Genomic DNA, 17,430 nt, shown 5'->3' with positions numbered 1-17,430 from the left:
TTCAGCTAATGACCAAATGAAACACTTCAAACTCTTTCTCCTCCTTATTCTTTCAGTTGCCCTTTCGGCCTATAAAAACCCCGACAAAAAACTGCCTGCCGATTATGTTAACCCCTTTATTGGTGCAAGCACCAGTGCCGATGCTGCCGGCACCTATCATGGCTTGGGTAAAACCTTCCCGGGAGCTACCACTCCATACGGAATGGTCCAGGTAAGCCCCAATACCATTACCGGAGGCGATAACGGTTCCGGCTACAGTAACGAGCATACCTCCATTGAGGGCTTTTCATTTACTCAAATGAGTGGCATAGGCTGGTACGGAGATCTGGGAAATTTCCTGGTGATGCCAACCATCGGAAAACTTCAAACCAGCGCAGGCAAACCAGACGACACCAAATCCGGCTATCGCTCCAGTTATGATAAGCATTCCGAGCAGGCCTCTGCAGGCTATTACTCGGTAATGCTCACAGAAAACCACATCAAAGCAGAAGCTACCGCAGCAAAACGAAGCGGAATGCTGCGCTTTACTTTTCCCGGGAACAAACAATCGCGCATACAAATTGACCTGGCCCGAAGGGTTGGGGGAACCTCTACCCTTCAATACATCAAAGTTGTCAATAAAAATACCATCCAGGGATGGATGAAATGCACTCCTGACGGTGGTGGATGGGGAAATGGTGATGGAAAGGCCGACTATACCGTTTATTTTTACGCAGAATTCAGTAAGCCTTTAACGCAATATGGCATATGGTCGGCCGATATTCCCGCCGACTGGAAAAGAAAGCTAGAAGACGTTACCAGCGATAAATATCAGCAAAAGGTAGCAGGGGCTGCTGTTTTAAACAACGTAAACGAAAAAGAAGGAAAGCATTTAGGTTTTTTCACTGAATTCCAGACCAGCGAAAACGAACAGGTCACCATGAAAAGCGGCATCTCCTTCGTAAGCATAGATGGTGCAAAACTGAACCTCAACACCGACATCCAGGGCTGGGATTTCGACAAAGTAAAAGCCAATGCCAGGAAACTATGGAACCAGTCGCTCTCAAAAATAAAAGTCGAAGGCGGCACTGAAGAAGAAAAGACAGTGTTCTACACCGCCCTGTATCACACGCAGATTGATCCCCGCACCTTTCAGGATGCAGATGGTCAATATTACGGTGGCGATCATAAGGCACATAAAGCAGACGGCTTTACCAAAAGAACCATCTTCAGCGGATGGGATGTATTTAGAAGCCAGATGCCCTTACAAACTGTAATTAACCCCACCGTGGTAACCGACATGATCAATTCATTGGTTACCCTGGCCGATGAGAAACAGGAAAACTACCTGGAGCGCTGGGAATTTCTCAATGCCTACAGTGGCTGTATGATTGGCAACCCTGCTGTATCGGTAATTGCTGATGCTTACGCCAAAGGGTTAAGAAATTTCAATGTTGCAAAAGCATATGAGCTTTCGGTAAACAGTGTGGAGAAATATGGCAACGGGGAACTGGGATACGCCTATGAACCGTTTGGCATCTCAAATACCCTCGAATATGCCTATTTTGAATGGTGTGTTTCCAAAATAGCCGAAGCTTTGAAAAAGCCCGGCGATCAGCAAAAGTATTTTAAGCGGTCGCAATCTTACAAAAACATATTTGATCCCGAAAAAGGATGGTTCAGGCCTAAAGATAAAGACGGTAAATGGCAACCCTGGCCCCAGGAGGGCCGGTTAAAACAATGGTACGGATCTGTAGAAGCCAACCCATATCAGCAAGGCTGGTTTGTGCCTCAGGATATAGAGGGAATGACCGCCCTAATGGGTGGTAAAGAAAAAGTATTGGCAGACCTGACCAATTTCTTTGAGAAAGTTCCTCAAAACATGATGTGGAACGATTATTACAACCATGCCAATGAGCCGGTACATCATGTACCCTTTCTATTTAACAGAGTTGGCGCGCCATGGCTTACGCAAAAATGGACTAGGGCAATCTGTAGCCGTGCCTATCACAACGCTGTTGAAGGCTTGGTTGGCAACGAAGACGTAGGACAGATGTCGGCCTGGTACGTATTGGCTGCAAGTGGCTTCCATCCTATTACCCCCGGAAGCACCAGATATGAGCTGACCAGCCCTGTTTTCAGCAAAACGGAGATCAGACTCGATCCAAACTTTTATAAAGGCGGAAGCTTCACTATTGAGGCGAAGAACAACAGCGCACAAAACATCTACATCCAAAGCGCTAAGCTTAACGGCAAGCCCTATAACAAGGCCTATTTAGATCATCAAGATATTACCCGTGGCGGTAAACTGGAACTGATCATGGGCGCACAACCAAACAAACAATTCGGAACAAAATAACATGAAGAAATTTTTTCCATATGCCTTAATCGGCTTCCTTTTCCTGCTCCCGGCAGAAAAAACCAAGGCTCAAGCTGTCGCCGAAAAATTGCCCGAATGGGCTTTAGGACCATTTTTAAGACCTGCCGGTGTAAATCCAATCATTTCACCCAACACCAGCACAACCTTTCTTGATCCGCTTTCAGGTAAATATGTCGACTGGGAATCTAACGACACTTTTAATCCTGCAGCCACTGTAAAAGGAAAAGAAATTGTGGTGCTTTACAGAGCAGAAGACAAATCAGGTGTTGGAATCGGCCACAGAACATCCAGACTTGGGTATGCGTATAGCACAGATGGATTAACCTTTAAAAGAAAAGCTGAACCTGTGTTTTATCCCGGCAACGATAGCCAAAAAGAACTTGAAAATCCGGGTGGATGTGAAGATCCAAGAATAGCGGTAACCAGCGATGGCACTTATGTCATGTTTTACACGCAGTGGAACAAAAAAATTGCCCGCCTGGGTGTTGCCACTTCCAAAGACCTCATTAAATGGACCAAACACGGGCCTGCATTTGCAAAGGCCTACAATGGTAAATTTTATAACATGTTCACCAAATCTGCCTCCATCGTTACCCAACTGGTCAATGGAAAACAGGTCATCGCAAAAGTGAATGGAAAATACATGATGTACTGGGGTGAAAAGTTTCTGAACGCCGCAACCTCCGATGATCTAATAAACTGGGCACCTAGACTGGATGCAGAAGGAAAGATCAAGGAACTGATCAAACCAAGAAAAAACTATTTCGACAGCGACCTCACAGAAGCCGGCCCTCCAGCCTTGCTAACCGACAAAGGCATACTGGTATTGTACAATGGAAAAAACGCATCTGGCGACAATGCTGATAAAAATTACACGGCCAATACCTATGCAGCCGGACAAGTTCTTTTCGATGCTAAAAATCCTGAAAAGGTAATCGGCCGGCTTGACAAGCCTTTCTTTGTCCCCACAGAATCTTTTGAAAAAAGCGGACAATACCCGGCAGGAACTGTATTTGTAGAAGGGCTTATTTTCCACCAGCAAAAATGGTTTTTATACTATGGATGTGCTGATTCGAGAGTCGCAGTTGCCGTATATCAACCCGCAAAGAGGTAACTTACAGACAGACTGTAACGGGTACGCCGGGAAATTCCAGGGCTACCGCTTGTTGTGCAAAAGCCTGATTTAACGCTAGCTGTATAAAGGAGCGTTCAGATAAAGCTACTTATCCGCAGCCAAAATTACATGATTTACATAAGTTTTGGCTGCGGATACTTTTTTATCCGCAGCCAAAACCATATATTTGAAATGGATTTTGGCTGCGGATAAATTTGTTTTAATGATTAAAAGGAGAAAAATGGAATTGCTCATTGGAAGAATAGCGGAAAAAAAAATACTATCGGAGGCGCTTGCGTCGACTTCGTCGGAACTTTTAGCAGTTTTCGGCAGGCGAAGAGTCGGAAAGACTTTCCTGATACGCTCGGTCTTCCGGGAACAGCTCATCTTTGAACTTTCGGGGGTGCACGACGGGAATGCTACCGAGCAACTGCTCAATTTCAGCAAGGCCATGGCAGAGGCGCTAGGTTCTCCATTAACTCTCGCAGCTCCTAAAAACTGGACAGAAGCCTTCTGGCAACTCAGGGAATTTGCAACCCCTATACTTAAAAAAAGAAAAGCGGTAATTTTCTTTGATGAATTCCCTTGGCTAAGCTCGCATAAATCAGGCTTTCTTTCGGCATTTGAATATTTCTGGAACCAATGGGCATCACAACAGCCTAATCTGATCGTCGCTATCTGTGGATCTGCAGCCACCTGGATGATCAAAAAAGTTGTCAACAGCAAAGGAGGTCTGCACAACCGGTTAACGCGGAAAATACGCCTTTTACCGTTCACACTGCACGAAACAGAACAATACCTGAAAAGCAAAAATATCGATATTGACCGTTATCAGATATTGACCATCTTTATGGCAATGGGCGGTGTGCCACATTATCTAAAAGAACTCAAAAAAGGAGAAAGTGCTACCCAGGCCATTGACAGGCTTTGCTTCACTAAGGACGGTCTCCTTTCAACAGAATTCGCAAACCTTTACCGTTCTCTGTTCGAAAACGCAGACAGGCACATTTCTGTAGTCAAAGCACTCGCGGACAAGCCATCGGGATTGACAAGAAACGAGATCATTACCACATGTAACCTACAAAGTGGAGGGACTACCACGCTGTTACTCGAGGAACTTGTAGAGTCTGGCTTTATTACCCCCCAGCTGCCTTTCCAAAAAAATGCCAATCAGAGTATCTATAAACTCAGTGACCAATACAGCCTTTTCTACCTCAAATTTATCGAACATTCCCGGGCCACCGGGGCAGGTACCTGGCTAAAAAAATCATCGACATCTTCATGGAGGAGTTGGAGTGGCTATGCCTTTGAAGGAATCTGTCTGAAACATTCAGATAATATTAAGCAGGCCCTGGGCATTTCCGGAGTATTTACAGAAACTTCAGCCTGGCGACATGCCCCAAAAACCGGAAATGGTGCTCAGGTCGACCTGTTGCTGGACAGGCAAGATAATGTCGTCAGCATATGTGAAATAAAGTTCTCAAACACGGAGTTTGTCATAGATAAAGCTTATGCTGCTGAACTACAGTACAAACTTGATATATTTCGTCAGCAGAGCAAGACTAGAAAAGCATTGTTTCTAGCCATGGTCACAACCTATGGCGTTAAAAACAATGTTTATTCTATTGGCCTGGTCCAGAATCAGGTCACCATGCACGATTTGTTCTTACCTTAATATAGGTAAGGAGAATTAAAGTAGCTATGTCTACATGTAGTAATTTGGGGAACGACAGTTAGGAAATTTTTGGAAGAAGCATACTTTCCAATTGACGCTTACCTTAATTGTTTCGCTTGCGAAGCTTCGCCTGAAACTATTCACTGGCGTATGCTTTCTCAAGATTAGCCTTTATCCCTAATGGCTCAACGGCTGAAGATCGACGAGGCCTGCGCGCTACCCTATTTATCGCCGCTATTTACGAAATCCGTAAAGCTGTTTTAAAAGCAGGCATTCTCCCGCTGAGGTGATGCCGTCAGAAGAAGTAGCGGCAAAAAGGCTGGATGCCGCGGCACAAACGCCTAACTCCAAACAGGTGCTCATTGCTTGGTTGTGATGGACACCGATTAAAACGCCCGCAGCAAAAGCATCTCCGGCCCCTACGGCACCTTCAATCTTATCCTCCGGAAGGTCAATACTTGCCTGGAACAAAGTATCGCCCTGGTGATCCACAGCAATAGCACCTGATGGGAAATGCAGGATAACCCATTTGTTCACTCCCATCCGTATCAATTCGGCAGCGGCCTTGTAACAGTTATTAAGCAAGATTTCCCCCTCGTCATCCACCGTCATTATGCCCGATATCATACCGGCTTCAAATTCATTAACAAAGAGATAATCAATGTATTTTAAGGAAGAAGGGATCAACTGCTTAAACCGGTCCGATTTCTCACTTACAATATCAACCGAAGTAATCAATCCATTTTCTTTTGCACTTTTTAAAACCTTTGCCGCCCGGGTTTCTCCATCATTTTCCACTAAATCGAGCTTATCTAACAACAGCAGGTAACCCAAATGAAAGATCTTTGCAGTAGCTGAGCTAAAATCAAAATGCTCCACATCAAGCAAGGCATTGGCGCCACGCTGATGAAAAAAGGTTCTTTTCCCGGTACCTTTTACCGTCATCACATCTGTATACGAAGTGGCGGTATTTGGCGCTTTCTGAATCCCCGAGGGATCAATTCCAAGGTCTTTACACTCTTTAATGATGTGATCCCCCCTGTCGTCATCCCCAACCAAACCAAGGCCGTATAAAGGAAAACCGGCCTTTAGTTTAGCCATTCCCTTCAAAATATTATAGGCAGATCCGCCATTACTACTGTACTCGGTAAGAATATTAACCAGCTTCTCTTCTTCAGGAAAAGCATCTATTACCTTCACCTGATCTATGATCCAGTTACCGCCAACTAATATTCCGTTTTTCATGAGTTAGTATTCGCTTACTAATTTGATAATTAAGGCTTCATCCTCCTCAATGTCGGTAAATCTGCCAATATTTTTATCCGAAAAGAAATTATCATTTACATCATCATTGGCGGTAGATACCTCTCCGATGATACATTCATCAGATTCGGGATAGAAGGCATGCCAAACACCCGGCTCAATTGTAATCCGTTGACCGGGAGGTATTGGTATGATATCTCCGGAGGTAATACTGCGGTAACTACCATTCATTTTCACACTAAAAGTATCTGTATTTTCATCTACAGCCGGATCTGCGCTCCAGAGCTGAACAACCAGAAGCCCTGATCTGCAAATGATATCCTCTTTCTTTTTTTTATGTGCATGACAAGGGGTTAGCTGCCCCCTTACCGCATACATAATTTTTTCGCAGTACTCCTCTTCTTCGGCTAAGTTCACCAATACCAGTCCCGAAGTTAAAAAAGAATCCAAACCAAAATCAGTAATGTCCCATTTGGGGTTCGGTGGCAAAGACCAGCCATTTCGCGTAAAGCATTCACCCGCATCAATTATTGCTTTATTTATTGCTGATCTTTTCATGCTTTTTCGGTTTTAAAGTACGTTATTTTTTCTAATGTTTGGTTGTTAAACGATCTCAATGCCGCCTCAAATATATAGTGGCTATTTAGTGCTTCTTCCGGGGTTACACAACCAAACCGGCCCTTTAACACCCCTGCTCTTTCCGCAATATATGCGGCCAGCATTTGCATAAAACAATCCGGAAATCCTGGTTCAAAAATACCACCGGTAATCGTCGTAAATGGCATCCCTTTAAATCCAAGATCAGTCCGCTGCCACCACTGTTCATCACTACGTTTAAAAGTCCATAATGTTTTGATGTCCTTGGTACTGTATTTCACGCCGCCTTCGGTTCCCAATATTTCGATATACCAGGTATTGGTCTCCCCGGGTGCCATGCGTTTCATCTCCAGTGTCATTGGAACAAGGTTACCCGCTATACTGACTTCAGTGTTTAGGGTTGCATTGTTCCAGGTATCACATTCAGCCATTCCGCCTTTTCCATCAGGCCGTTGGGTAATGATCTTTTGAAGCTGCGCATATATCCGTTCAGGCTTCCAGCCCAGTCTTAATGGAATATGCAGCACATGCATGCCCAGGTCGCCCATGACGCCTATTTCACCACAAAATGGCACCTGTCTTTTCCAATTAATAGGTTTGTTCGGATCCAGGTCACTTGAGTGCAGAAAGCCGGCTTTAATTTCTATAATTTGTCCTAACCTGCCCGACTCCACTTCTTTAACAACCCGTTGAGGCCCCGGCAAAAAGGGCATCTCCGAACTGCAGCGCACAAATCGTCCCAACCTGTCGGCCTGGCTTTTTATCGCTAGAGCAGCTTCCAGATCAATCCCAAATGGCTTCTCGGCCAGTAGATCTTTGCCTGCCGCCAGCACCTCCAGGTAATACTGTTTATGTAAATGATGAGGCAGGGCAACATACACTACATCAATTTCCTCATCGGCTAATAATTCTTTATAGTCGGTCGTCAGCAACTTAACCGTGGGAACATTCCTATACCACGAAAGTACGTCTTCATTAAGGTCACAAACTGCAGAGAGCTCAACATGCACCGGTAAATCACTTATCGCAAACCAGCGGGCAAAAGAACTTGCCGCTTCCTTGCCCATCAATCCGCCTCCAATAATCCCTATATTAACTTTCTTCATCACCCCTAATGCTTTATTCCTATTAAAGTGGCTGCTTCCGCAGCGCTTGCACCCTGATGCACGATTGCCATTAATGCTTTGGTCATCCCTGGGGGATCTTGGTGTTGTATGACATTTCGGCCATATACAATCCCTCTGGCACCCTGTTTCATCAAGCCGTATGTTCTTTCCAGAATTTCCCGGTCGGTTGCTTTTCCTCCTCCTCTTACCAGCACGGGTATATTTCCGGCTATCTCAATAATGCGATGATAATCATTAACATTATCCGTCGGATCCGCTTTAATGATGTCCGCGCCCAGTTCAACACCCTGTCTCACTAAAGGAATAATTTTCTGCGGGTCACCATCTACCATATATCCTCCGGCCTGGGTATTGGGTCTGAACACCAATGGTTCAACCATTAAAGGCATCGCATATCGTTCGCATAAAGGCTTAATTTTAAGGATATTCTGAATGCACTGATCCGTCACTTCAGGTTCTCCGGGTATACTGAACAGGTTTACCACGACACATGCTGCATCCAGCCGAACAGCTTGTTCCACCGGGTCAGCGATCATTCTGCTAAACAATGTTCTCGGCAGTTCTTTTCCGTAAACATTGGCTACGTCTGTTCGTAAAACCAAAGCCGGTTTCTCTTTGCCAGGGATAGCCTGTAAATATTGGGCCTGTCCCACGGTAAGCTGTATGGCATCAGGTCCCGCATCAACTAGTATAGAAACAGCTTTTTGGATATTTTCAATGCCACTGAGAAAAGAATGTTCATTAAAAAAACCGTGGTCAATCGCTACATCAAAACAATTTCCTGAATTGCGGTTAAACAATCGATTTAGTTTGTATGTCTTCATATTTTCATACTTTTATATTTGGTCCGCCCCTCTGTATTCAAGATGGGCTAACCAAACATATAAAAAACAACTTGTATATACAAGATGAAACCAGATAAAGTAAGCCCCCTGTATAAAAAAGTAACTGATGATTTGAGAGCGCAGATCGAAAAAGGTATATACCAAAAAGGTGAATTACTGCCTTCGGAGAACGACCTTTGCAAAACCTATAACACCACAAGGGTTACCGTTAGGCAGGCATTATCAGGGCTAACCAATCTAGGCTATATTACCCGGCGTCATGGCAAGGGAAGTATCGTTACCGAGCCTAAAGTGGGATTGGGCATTCTTTCCTTAAGCGGGGTTACCGCGGGTGTAGGCAGCCAAAACCTCAGCACTTCCATTTTGCAAAAGCAGGTAAAGCAAGACTGGCCACTGGATTTCTTCTTTCCATTAAATGAAGGAGAACTGAAACACGACTGTATCTACTTTACAAGGCTCCGCCGCATCAATGACATTCCTGTACTCTACGAAGAAACATACATCAGCAACATCAATTTACCTGGGTTTATTTCCAAGGGATTAGAAAACCTTTCGCTCTTTAAAATTTTAAGGGAAAGCTACAACATAGAAGTAAAAGAGGGAGAGCAGAAAATCTGGGCCATACTCGGCGATAAAACCATCAGCGATTTGCTCGATATTAAAAAAAGCCATCCCATCCTGCACATGAAAAGAAAGCTTAAAACCAATATCCAGGACCTTAACATCTATTCTTCTCTGTATTGTAATACCGAAGAGCACTTCCTGCAAGATTATTTTTAGTTTCTGCAGCCAGCAGAATTGAGGCTAATTGATTTCTGTGGCAGGCATTTCCGCTAAATGGTCAACAATCACAGCGTCTGTAAACGCCTTTGCCCCTATCTCATTTAGATGGCCAACATCGTAAAATAGCTTATTTGCATCTGCATTAAATAGCTCCGAATAGTTGTAACACTTCAAATCATATTTACTTAAAATACGGTCAGCAGTTTTCAATGCATTGTGCTTATGGATCTTCATTCCGGGTGATACCAAAACATGTAATTTTATGTTTTTTGATTTTGTTGCTTTGACAAAATTTTCAAAGGCGGTGAGCTGATCTTTCGATTCCTTATAATTCGCATTGTCAATGTGTCTTACTTTAGCGCTCTGGGGCATATTGCCAGAAAGCGGTTCGTATCCGTTAAAATGCTTCTGGCCTATTTCTAAATGATGCTGCACGATTGACATGGGCAAAGAGTTAACCCGGTAAAGGGTTGAAATATGTGCCAGCGAGAATTCCATTTTACTCTGCGTATAAATCAATTCACTGATCTCTTTATTCTTGTTAATATACGGCATCAAAACGGCCGTTAGCTTTTGTTCCTCCTGGTGCTGATACTCAAAATCGTTCAGGTTCAAATCCAATATCACCACTTTTGGAGTATGATAACTTAAAACAGATTTCAACAAGGTTTCATAATAAAGCATCTTCATGCCATCCCTACCAAGATTATAGCAGGATAGTCCGGTTTTTTCAGTGATCAGTTCGGGGATATAGTGATGGCTGGCCCTGGAATTCCCAAAAATAAGGATGTCTTCATTGGCGTCCAGAATCCCATGGGTGGTAACTGCCGAATCGCCTTGTTTTTCATTAAAGAAAAAGTGCTCAATTAATGCACCAAGGGCCCTGTCTGTCGCAAATAACAAAACCAGTATGATCAGCCCGTTCCTCAATAGTTTATAAAATGGTTCCATAATTAGAATTGAAAATAGATAAACTGCCCCCCGTTAAACACGCCAAACAGGATGATAAACAACACAATAACCGTATATCCCGCATACCTTACCACTCTGTTTGAGCTATAAAATACCTTAATGATATCCGAGTGGTATTCCGTAATGTACTCCACAACCAGCAGAAACAAAATCCAGATAAGCGCATATACAAAACCTTCAGGAGTGCCAATAAATAAGCCTCCACCTTTTAATGTAAATATGCTCTTGCAGATGTTAAAGGCCTCCGTTACATTATTTGCCCTGAAAAATATCCAGGCAAAGCAGACGAGCGCGAAGGTGATGAAAACGTGAAGCGCATTTGTTAAGGGACGATAACCCAGAATATTCCTTTCATTGAATTTTTTAAATGAAACACTAAAAATCTGATAGATGCCATGTAATGCCCCCCAGATAATAAAAGTCCAGTTTGCACCATGCCATAGGCCACTTACCATAAATACAATAAAAAGATTAAGGTACCACCGGGGTATCGCCACCTTGCTGCCCCCCAAAGGGAAATAAAGGTAATCCCTGAACCAGGTGGATAGGGAAATGTGCCATCTCGACCAGAATTCTTTTATGCTTCCCGCCAGATAGGGCCGCCTGAAGTTGATCATCAGGTTATAGCCCATAACCCTTGCACAGCCTATCGCGATATCAGAATAGCCTGAGAAATCGCAGTAAATCTGAAAGGCAAAAAATACGGTCGCCACAATAAGTGTCAGCCCGCTATGCTGATCCGCATTATTGTATACCGCGTCTACATAAATGGATAACCTGTCTGCAATCACCACCTTTTTAAATAAGCCCCATGTAATGAGCTTCAAACCCTCTACCACATTCGTATAATTAAAATACTGTTTGGTATGAAACTGATTAAGGATATTTTGCGGCCGCTCTATCGGTCCGGCAACCAGCTGAGGATAAAACATTACATATAAAGAGTATATCCCAAAGTGTTTCTCGGCCTTTTGATTTCCCCGGTAAACTTCAATGGTATAGCTCATCGCCTGGAACGTATGGAAAGAAAGCCCAATGGGCAATAGAATTTCCAAATAAGGTACGCGGTTCTGATAACCGATATTTCCCAGCAAAAAGGAGAGGTTATCATTAAGGAAGTTGTAATATTTAAAAACGGCCAGCACGCCAATGTTTGCCACCAGACTTAAAATAAGGAAGTTCTTTCTCCTTTTCCCCTTGGAATTCTCTATTAATATCCCGGCAAAATAATCTATGATGATCGTGAAGCCCAGAATCAGGATATACACCGGAACAAAAGTCATGTAAAAATAGCAGCTTGCCACCAACAATAGTTTCCACCTATGCTGATGTGACAATAGAAAAAAGGCCGGAGTAACCACTATAAAAAAGAAGAAGAAGTGGAGAGAGTTAAAGAGCATAACCGTAATTTTTTAAAATTCGAAATTGAACCCTTTTTCTTTATTCTTCTGTTATGGGGTATAGCGCTTAATGAGATCTGGTCGTTTTGGATTCAATTGAGAATGTAATATTTAATTTTTGTAAAATCAAAGAAAACAGGTAACAACCGACTACACAATTTTAATAAAGAGGGTGTACACACCCTTAAAGACATTGTACACCCTCCTGAAACAATTAATACCCTTCGTTCTGCTTCAATACCCCTCCGCTTCTATCTATCTGATCCTGCGGAATCGGGAAATACTCATCCCTGGGTTCTATCAAAACCGGTTTCAGGTAAGCAAAATATCCCCCTTCAAAGCCAAAATAACTTTCCAGCGTCTGCTTAACGATACCCCAGCGTACCAGGTCATAAAAGCGATGTCCTTCAAGAGACAACTCCAGTCTCCGCTCAAAACGAACCGCAGTACGCGCATATTCCTGAGTAGGAAAAGATGGGTACACGCTCACTTTATAACTGGCAACCGGACTGCCATCTGCTGATTTACCCGGAAGTTTAGCCGCCCTGGTCCGTATGTTATTGACCAGCGTAAGCGCGCGTCCAAGACTACCTGCTTCAACTTCACACTCAGCGGCCATAAGATACACATCGGCCAGACGGATGATATTTACATTCAAGCCCGTCACATTGGTATTTCCCGGGCCTGTGCCGCTCGAAACCTGTGCCGCTTCAATTACATTTTTATACGCTACAAAAGGGCCTCCGTTAGAAGGTTCACGGATCCATGAATCGCCCTGCATGATTCCCCAATCGCGAAAAGGAACTCCCCTTCTGCCCATTGTATAATCCATCCGCGGATCTACCGCCAGCGTACGGTTAACCTTGTAATTGGTCTTATCCGCCCCAGCCAATCCAAAATCCGACTTATAAGGATCCGCACGATAGGTGCCATCCAGATAAGGCAAACCGGCAGCGGTTACCTTAAAGGAATTGGCCAGGTCAATTGAGGGCTGAAAAAATCCACAGCAGGTAATCGGCAATCCTGTACCATATGGAAAGTTTAAGATATCCCCAACATTTCCATTGTCACCGCCCGAACCATCACTTCCTACAGAATGTTGCACCGCGAATATCGATTCAGGGCCATTTTCTTTAGTAATGTCAAAGTTATCTGTGTAAGGTAAAGTCTCTATGTTTGCCCTGCTGGCAATTACGCTGTTAAACAAAGGCAAAGCTTCAGCGTATTTCTTTTGATAGAGATACACCTTACCTAAATAGGCCTGGGCAATCACCTTATTCACACGACCAACCTGCTGCTTTGAGTTTACCGCAGCCAAATTGTCGACCGAAAATTTAAGATCTGCTACAATTTGCGGATAAATATCTGTCCTATTATCCACTGCATTCTCTTTGGTGGCTTCAGTGATCAGCGGCACATTCTTAAATACCCTTGCAAGGAAAAAATAGAAATGGCCTCTTAATAAACGGGCTTCACCCTGAATCTCGATAGCCCTTGCTTCCGGAAATTTAATTCCGCTTCCGCCCTGCAATGCGGCCAGGTAACGTAAAGTATTGTTACACCTCTGGATGCCCTCAAAACAACGCACCCATAAATTGGACAGGTTATCGTTGGTGCTGGTTGGCGAGTGGCGCTCTAACAAATTCATATTTGGCTGGTCACCATTATCACTCCCTTTATGTGCATTATCAGATGTTACCTCACCTAAAAGCCACTGACTAGGTGCGGCACCATAATTTCCAAAAGTACCATTCAGGTTTCCATTTAATAAGGCATACGCCCCGGTAAGCATCCCTTCAACGCCTTCCTGCGTGGTCAATTGCTCCGGACTGAGTTCAGCCTGTGGATTTTTCTCAAGAAAATCTTTGCCACACCCCATTGCCGTAAACAGCAATGCTATAAATACGATATAATTAATCTTTTTCATGACTTCTTTTTTTAAATTAAAAACCAACATTTAAACCCAACAGAAACTGACGTGGGCTCGGATAAATACCACGATCTACACCAGGTGCAGAAAAGGTTTCTGTTTCCTGACTAACCTCCGGATCCAGACCCGTATAATCGGTGATCGTGAAAAGGTTAGTGGCACTGGCATAAATCCTGATTTTGCTTATGCCCAGCTTAGCCCCAAAAATCTTATCTGTTGGCAAAGAATAACCGATCTGCAAATTTTTCATCCTGAAGAAACTTCCATCCTGAACATAATAGCTCGAAGAAGCATATTCAAAATCAGAAGCACGGATGTTTGGAGAAGGCGTTAAACTTCCTGTGTTAGTTGGGCTCCAGGCATCCAGCAGCCTGGTACTTCTGGCCCCGTTAAATGTAGAAAAGTCTGTAAAATAGCGGGTGGCCTCATACAACTCATTACCCTGCACACCATTAAAGAACATGGCCACATCAAAGTTTTTGTAAGACGCATTCACACTAAATGAATACAGAAAATCTGGATTCGGATTACCGATAATCGTCCTGTCTGATGGATCAATCTTATTGTCGCCGTTTACATCTCTGAACTTAAAGCCTCCAATACGGGCACCCGTATAAGAAGGCCCTGCAGTTACCTGGTTCTGATCCTGATAAATGCCAACTACATCATAGCCATAGAATGAACCAAACGGCGCACCTACTTTAAGGATACTGGTCTGTAAAGTTCTAAATGCACCGTATGGCTGCTCGGTCACGCCCGGAGCAAGTTTAACCACTTCGTTTACATTTCGCGAAAAGTTAACCCCCAGATCAAACGTAAAAGGCTTGTTGTCTTTTTTACCGTAATGATAGCCTAATGCTATTTCAAACCCTTTGTTGCTCATGTCACCAACGTTAACATAAGGCGAAGTACCCATACCTACTGCCGTGGCAGGCAATGGAACCGGGTAAAGCATATCACTGGTTTTCTTGTTGTACCAGTCTACCGAACCATCAAGCACCGCGTCAAACAAGGTAAAGTCCAGCCCTAGGTTTACGGAGCTTAGCGACTCCCATTTGATGGCCGGGTTTTGGTAGTTGTTCTGCCAAACGCCCGGAATTACATTGTTTCCGCCGCCCAGACCATAAGATGAATTGATCAGTGAAGACTGAAACCTGTTCAGGTACTGAAATCCAGGAATCCGCTGATTACCGGTCTCCCCATACCCCGCACGTAGCTTTAAGTCGGTTACCCACTTTATATTGTCTTTAATGAAATGCTCTTCCGACAATCTCCAGGCAACACTGGCCGCCGGGAAGTTTCCATATTTGTTTTCCGGCCCGAAGTTAGAAGAACCATCACGACGAATCGTAGCACTGACTAGGTATCGGTCGTCAAATGAATAATCAACACGTCCAAATACAGAGAACAAGGAGCCTACGCCTCCGCTGCTGTTATTGCTGATGTTCGATGAACCGGCACCAAGATAATAGTAATCCGGATTACCGAGCACAAAGAAATCATTACGGCCACCCTCCAGCAATCGGCTGCGCGAGCGTATTGCTTCAGTACCTGCTAAAATGTTTAACCGGTGTTTCTCGGCAAAAACTTTAGAATAGGTCAAGGTATTGGTCCAGGTCCATTCTGTATTGTAACCCTGGCTTTCATTTAAGTTGTTTGAGTTGTTTCCTTCAGAAAACTCCAGGTTGGGATAACGCATCGTCATGCCATTATAGTTTTCATAACGGATCCCGAAACTGGTTTTAGCTACCAATCCCGCTATAAGGTCCAATTCGCCAAATACATTCCCGAAAAAGAGATTGCTTTTGTTTTTATTGTCCTTAGCCCTAAACAAGGTTGCCAATGGGTTTTCAGCGTTACCAAGCTGACTACCCCGGCTACCCGCAAAGTTCCCTCTGATGTCATAAACCGGAATGATGCTCGGGATCCGATACGCCCAGCCAACCGGGCTTCCTTCATCCTGGTATTCTCCGGAAACATTCGGGTTTACACCCACACCAAAGCCCTCAGAGTAACTGTATTGTGCATTTTCACCAAAGCGAAACTTCTTGTTTAAAGCACTAAAAGTGGTATTGGTCCTTACGTTATAGCGCTTAAACCCGGTGTATTGAATGGTTCCTTTTTGGTTCAGATGGCCTGCAGAGAAACTATAGGTAGAGTTTTCGCCACCACCCGAAGCAGCCAGCTGGTAATTTTGTACTGGTGCATTCTTCGTAATTTCATCAAACCAGTTTGTTCCCTGCTGGTTTGCTTTTGTAATCTGATAAAACGTAGCCGGGTCCCTGCTGTAATTATATTTAGAAGGATCGGCATCTGCCGGGGTCACCGTCTGTCCTGATGCACCGCCGGCAACCAGGTATTCCGGCAAGGTAGGCGTAGCCCCGCTGCCATAATTATCCCCGGTTGCGGGGGTCTCTCCTGCATTACGGTAGGCACTAAATAAATATTCTGCATACTGCATCGGATCCATCATTTTCGGGAATGATCCTTTTCTTGGCGTTTGGGTTCCGTAATACGTATCAAACGTGATTTTAGGTGCACCCAAAAGTCCTTTCTTGGTGGTAATGATCACCACACCATTATTTGCCCTGGCACCATAGATTGATGCCGATGAGGCATCCTTCAGCACCTGCATGCTCTCAATGTCGTTTTGATTTAACCAGCTCAGTTTTCCTTCGTAAGGCACCCCATCAATTACATATAAAGGATCATTGTTATTGATGGTAGTTACCCCGCGCACACGGATCTGAGGCGTTGCACCCGGCGCCCCGTCATTTACGATCTGCACGCCTGGTGCCTTTCCCTGTAATGCCTCAACAGCACTCGCTGCAGGCTGGGACTTTAACTGGGCCACATCCACAACAGATACGGCACCCGTTAAGTCCTTTTTACGCTGGGCGGTATAACCGGTTACAACGACTTCGCTCAAACTGGTATTGTCCTGCGAAAGAACTATGTTAAGTGTGGTTTGTGTACCTAGCGGCACTTCTTTGGCCTGGTAGCCAACAAAAGATACAATCAGCACATCAGTTGGTTTTGCCATGATGGCAAAAGCGCCCGACGGATCTGTCGTTGTTCCCACATTTGTGTTTTTGATTTTTATAGATGCTCCAATGATGGGTAGATTATCATCGCTTCCGGTTACTTTACCGGTGATTTTGGTTTGAGCACTGGCGGCTATAGACAATAGCAGGCCAGTCAGCAAAAGGAAAGCCTTCCTTTTGAGACAAGATACTGTTTTAAACATAAAATATTTGGTTAGGAATGATTAGTTAATAGTTTTTTAGTTTAATACTCGGGGGATGCTACATAGGCGGTAGTATTAGCAGGTGAACAATCTGGTTAGTTATAAAGTAATATAGGTA

At 44.1% G+C, this 17,430-nt stretch carries 12 protein-coding genes; 4 read left to right on the top strand and 8 right to left on the bottom strand.

Annotated elements, in window-relative coordinates; all coding sequences use genetic code 11:
- Nucleotides 1-16: 16 nt before the first annotated feature.
- The 3 genes from N824_RS02470 (at nt 17) to N824_RS02460 (ending at nt 5,148) form a co-directional block, all read left to right on the top strand.
- Nucleotides 17-2,338 (top strand): GH92 family glycosyl hydrolase, encoded by a 2,322-nt coding sequence (locus tag N824_RS02470; RefSeq protein ID WP_048903617.1) that lies wholly within the window; start codon nt 17-19, stop codon nt 2,336-2,338.
- A gap of 1 nt (nt 2,339) precedes the next feature.
- Entirely contained in the window at nt 2,340-3,473 is a 1,134-nt protein-coding gene (locus N824_RS02465; protein ID WP_048903555.1) for a glycoside hydrolase family 130 protein, read from the top strand.
- Between the two features lie 223 nt (nt 3,474-3,696).
- A complete protein-coding gene (locus tag N824_RS02460) occupies nt 3,697-5,148 on the top strand; it encodes an ATP-binding protein (RefSeq protein ID WP_235206967.1) in 1,452 nt (483 codons plus the stop codon).
- Between the two features lie 234 nt (nt 5,149-5,382).
- On the opposite strand, the gene N824_RS02455 is transcribed toward N824_RS02460, so the two are convergent.
- The 4 genes from N824_RS02455 to N824_RS02440 are packed head-to-tail and all read right to left on the bottom strand — an operon-like array spanning nt 5,383 to nt 8,959.
- Complete coding sequence (locus N824_RS02455) at nt 5,383-6,393, bottom strand: carbohydrate kinase family protein (RefSeq protein WP_048903553.1); 1,011 nt, start codon at nt 6,391-6,393, stop codon at nt 5,383-5,385.
- 3 nt (nt 6,394-6,396) lie between these two features.
- A complete protein-coding gene (locus N824_RS02450) occupies nt 6,397-6,969 on the bottom strand; it encodes a D-lyxose/D-mannose family sugar isomerase (RefSeq protein WP_048903552.1) in 573 nt (190 codons plus the stop codon).
- Nucleotides 6,966-8,114, bottom strand: a complete 1,149-nt coding sequence (locus N824_RS02445; RefSeq protein ID WP_048903551.1) for a Gfo/Idh/MocA family protein — start codon at nt 8,112-8,114, stop codon at nt 6,966-6,968. The genes N824_RS02450 and N824_RS02445 overlap by 4 nt, the downstream gene beginning before the upstream one ends.
- A gap of 5 nt (nt 8,115-8,119) precedes the next feature.
- Complete coding sequence (locus N824_RS02440) at nt 8,120-8,959, bottom strand: class I fructose-bisphosphate aldolase (RefSeq protein ID WP_048903550.1); 840 nt, start codon at nt 8,957-8,959, stop codon at nt 8,120-8,122.
- Between the two features lie 84 nt (nt 8,960-9,043).
- Here N824_RS02440 and N824_RS02435 point away from each other — a divergent pair, with 84 nt between their 5' ends.
- Entirely contained in the window at nt 9,044-9,760 is a 717-nt protein-coding gene (locus N824_RS02435) for a GntR family transcriptional regulator (RefSeq protein ID WP_048903549.1), read from the top strand.
- A 24-nt stretch (nt 9,761-9,784) separates the two neighbouring features.
- Here the strand turns inward: N824_RS02435 and N824_RS02430 are convergent, their stop codons facing one another.
- The 4 genes from N824_RS02430 to N824_RS02415 all read right to left on the bottom strand — a co-directional run bounded on the left by N824_RS02430 (nt 9,785) and on the right by N824_RS02415 (nt 17,312).
- Nucleotides 9,785-10,714, bottom strand: a complete 930-nt coding sequence (locus tag N824_RS02430; RefSeq protein WP_048903548.1) for a hypothetical protein — start codon at nt 10,712-10,714, stop codon at nt 9,785-9,787.
- 2 nt (nt 10,715-10,716) lie between these two features.
- On the bottom strand, nt 10,717-12,135 hold the full coding sequence (locus tag N824_RS02425; RefSeq protein ID WP_048903547.1) for an MBOAT family protein: 1,419 nt from the start codon (nt 12,133-12,135) through the stop codon (nt 10,717-10,719).
- Between the two features lie 214 nt (nt 12,136-12,349).
- On the bottom strand, nt 12,350-14,062 hold the full coding sequence (locus tag N824_RS02420; protein WP_048903616.1) for a RagB/SusD family nutrient uptake outer membrane protein: 1,713 nt from the start codon (nt 14,060-14,062) through the stop codon (nt 12,350-12,352).
- Nucleotides 14,063-14,078: 16 nt separating this feature from the next.
- Nucleotides 14,079-17,312, bottom strand: a complete 3,234-nt coding sequence (locus tag N824_RS02415) for a TonB-dependent receptor (protein WP_084498159.1) — start codon at nt 17,310-17,312, stop codon at nt 14,079-14,081.
- Nucleotides 17,313-17,430 lie beyond the last annotated feature (118 nt).

Origin of the sequence: Pedobacter sp. V48, from assembly GCF_000523515.1 — a bacterium.
GTDB lineage: Bacteria > Bacteroidota > Bacteroidia > Sphingobacteriales > Sphingobacteriaceae > Pedobacter.
The sequence above is the reverse complement of the archived record's forward strand: the minus strand, read 5'-3'. Positions and strand labels throughout refer to the sequence as shown.

Coding starts and splice junctions, on each gene's coding strand:
- N824_RS02465 (WP_048903555.1), top strand. CDS start 2,340: ATGAAGAAATTTTTTCCATATGCCTTAATCGGCTTCCTTTTCCTGCTC.
- N824_RS02425 (WP_048903547.1), bottom strand. CDS start 12,135: ATGCTCTTTAACTCTCTCCACTTCTTCTTCTTTTTTATAGTGGTTACT.
- N824_RS02420 (WP_048903616.1), bottom strand. CDS start 14,062: ATGAAAAAGATTAATTATATCGTATTTATAGCATTGCTGTTTACGGCA.
- N824_RS02440 (WP_048903550.1), bottom strand. CDS start 8,959: ATGAAGACATACAAACTAAATCGATTGTTTAACCGCAATTCAGGAAAT.
- N824_RS02435 (WP_048903549.1), top strand. CDS start 9,044: ATGAAACCAGATAAAGTAAGCCCCCTGTATAAAAAAGTAACTGATGAT.
- N824_RS02460 (WP_235206967.1), top strand. CDS start 3,697: ATGATTAAAAGGAGAAAAATGGAATTGCTCATTGGAAGAATAGCGGAA.
- N824_RS02450 (WP_048903552.1), bottom strand. CDS start 6,969: ATGAAAAGATCAGCAATAAATAAAGCAATAATTGATGCGGGTGAATGC.
- N824_RS02445 (WP_048903551.1), bottom strand. CDS start 8,114: ATGAAGAAAGTTAATATAGGGATTATTGGAGGCGGATTGATGGGCAAG.
- N824_RS02470 (WP_048903617.1), top strand. CDS start 17: ATGAAACACTTCAAACTCTTTCTCCTCCTTATTCTTTCAGTTGCCCTT.
- N824_RS02430 (WP_048903548.1), bottom strand. CDS start 10,714: ATGGAACCATTTTATAAACTATTGAGGAACGGGCTGATCATACTGGTT.
- N824_RS02455 (WP_048903553.1), bottom strand. CDS start 6,393: ATGAAAAACGGAATATTAGTTGGCGGTAACTGGATCATAGATCAGGTG.
- N824_RS02415 (WP_084498159.1), bottom strand. CDS start 17,312: ATGTTTAAAACAGTATCTTGTCTCAAAAGGAAGGCTTTCCTTTTGCTG.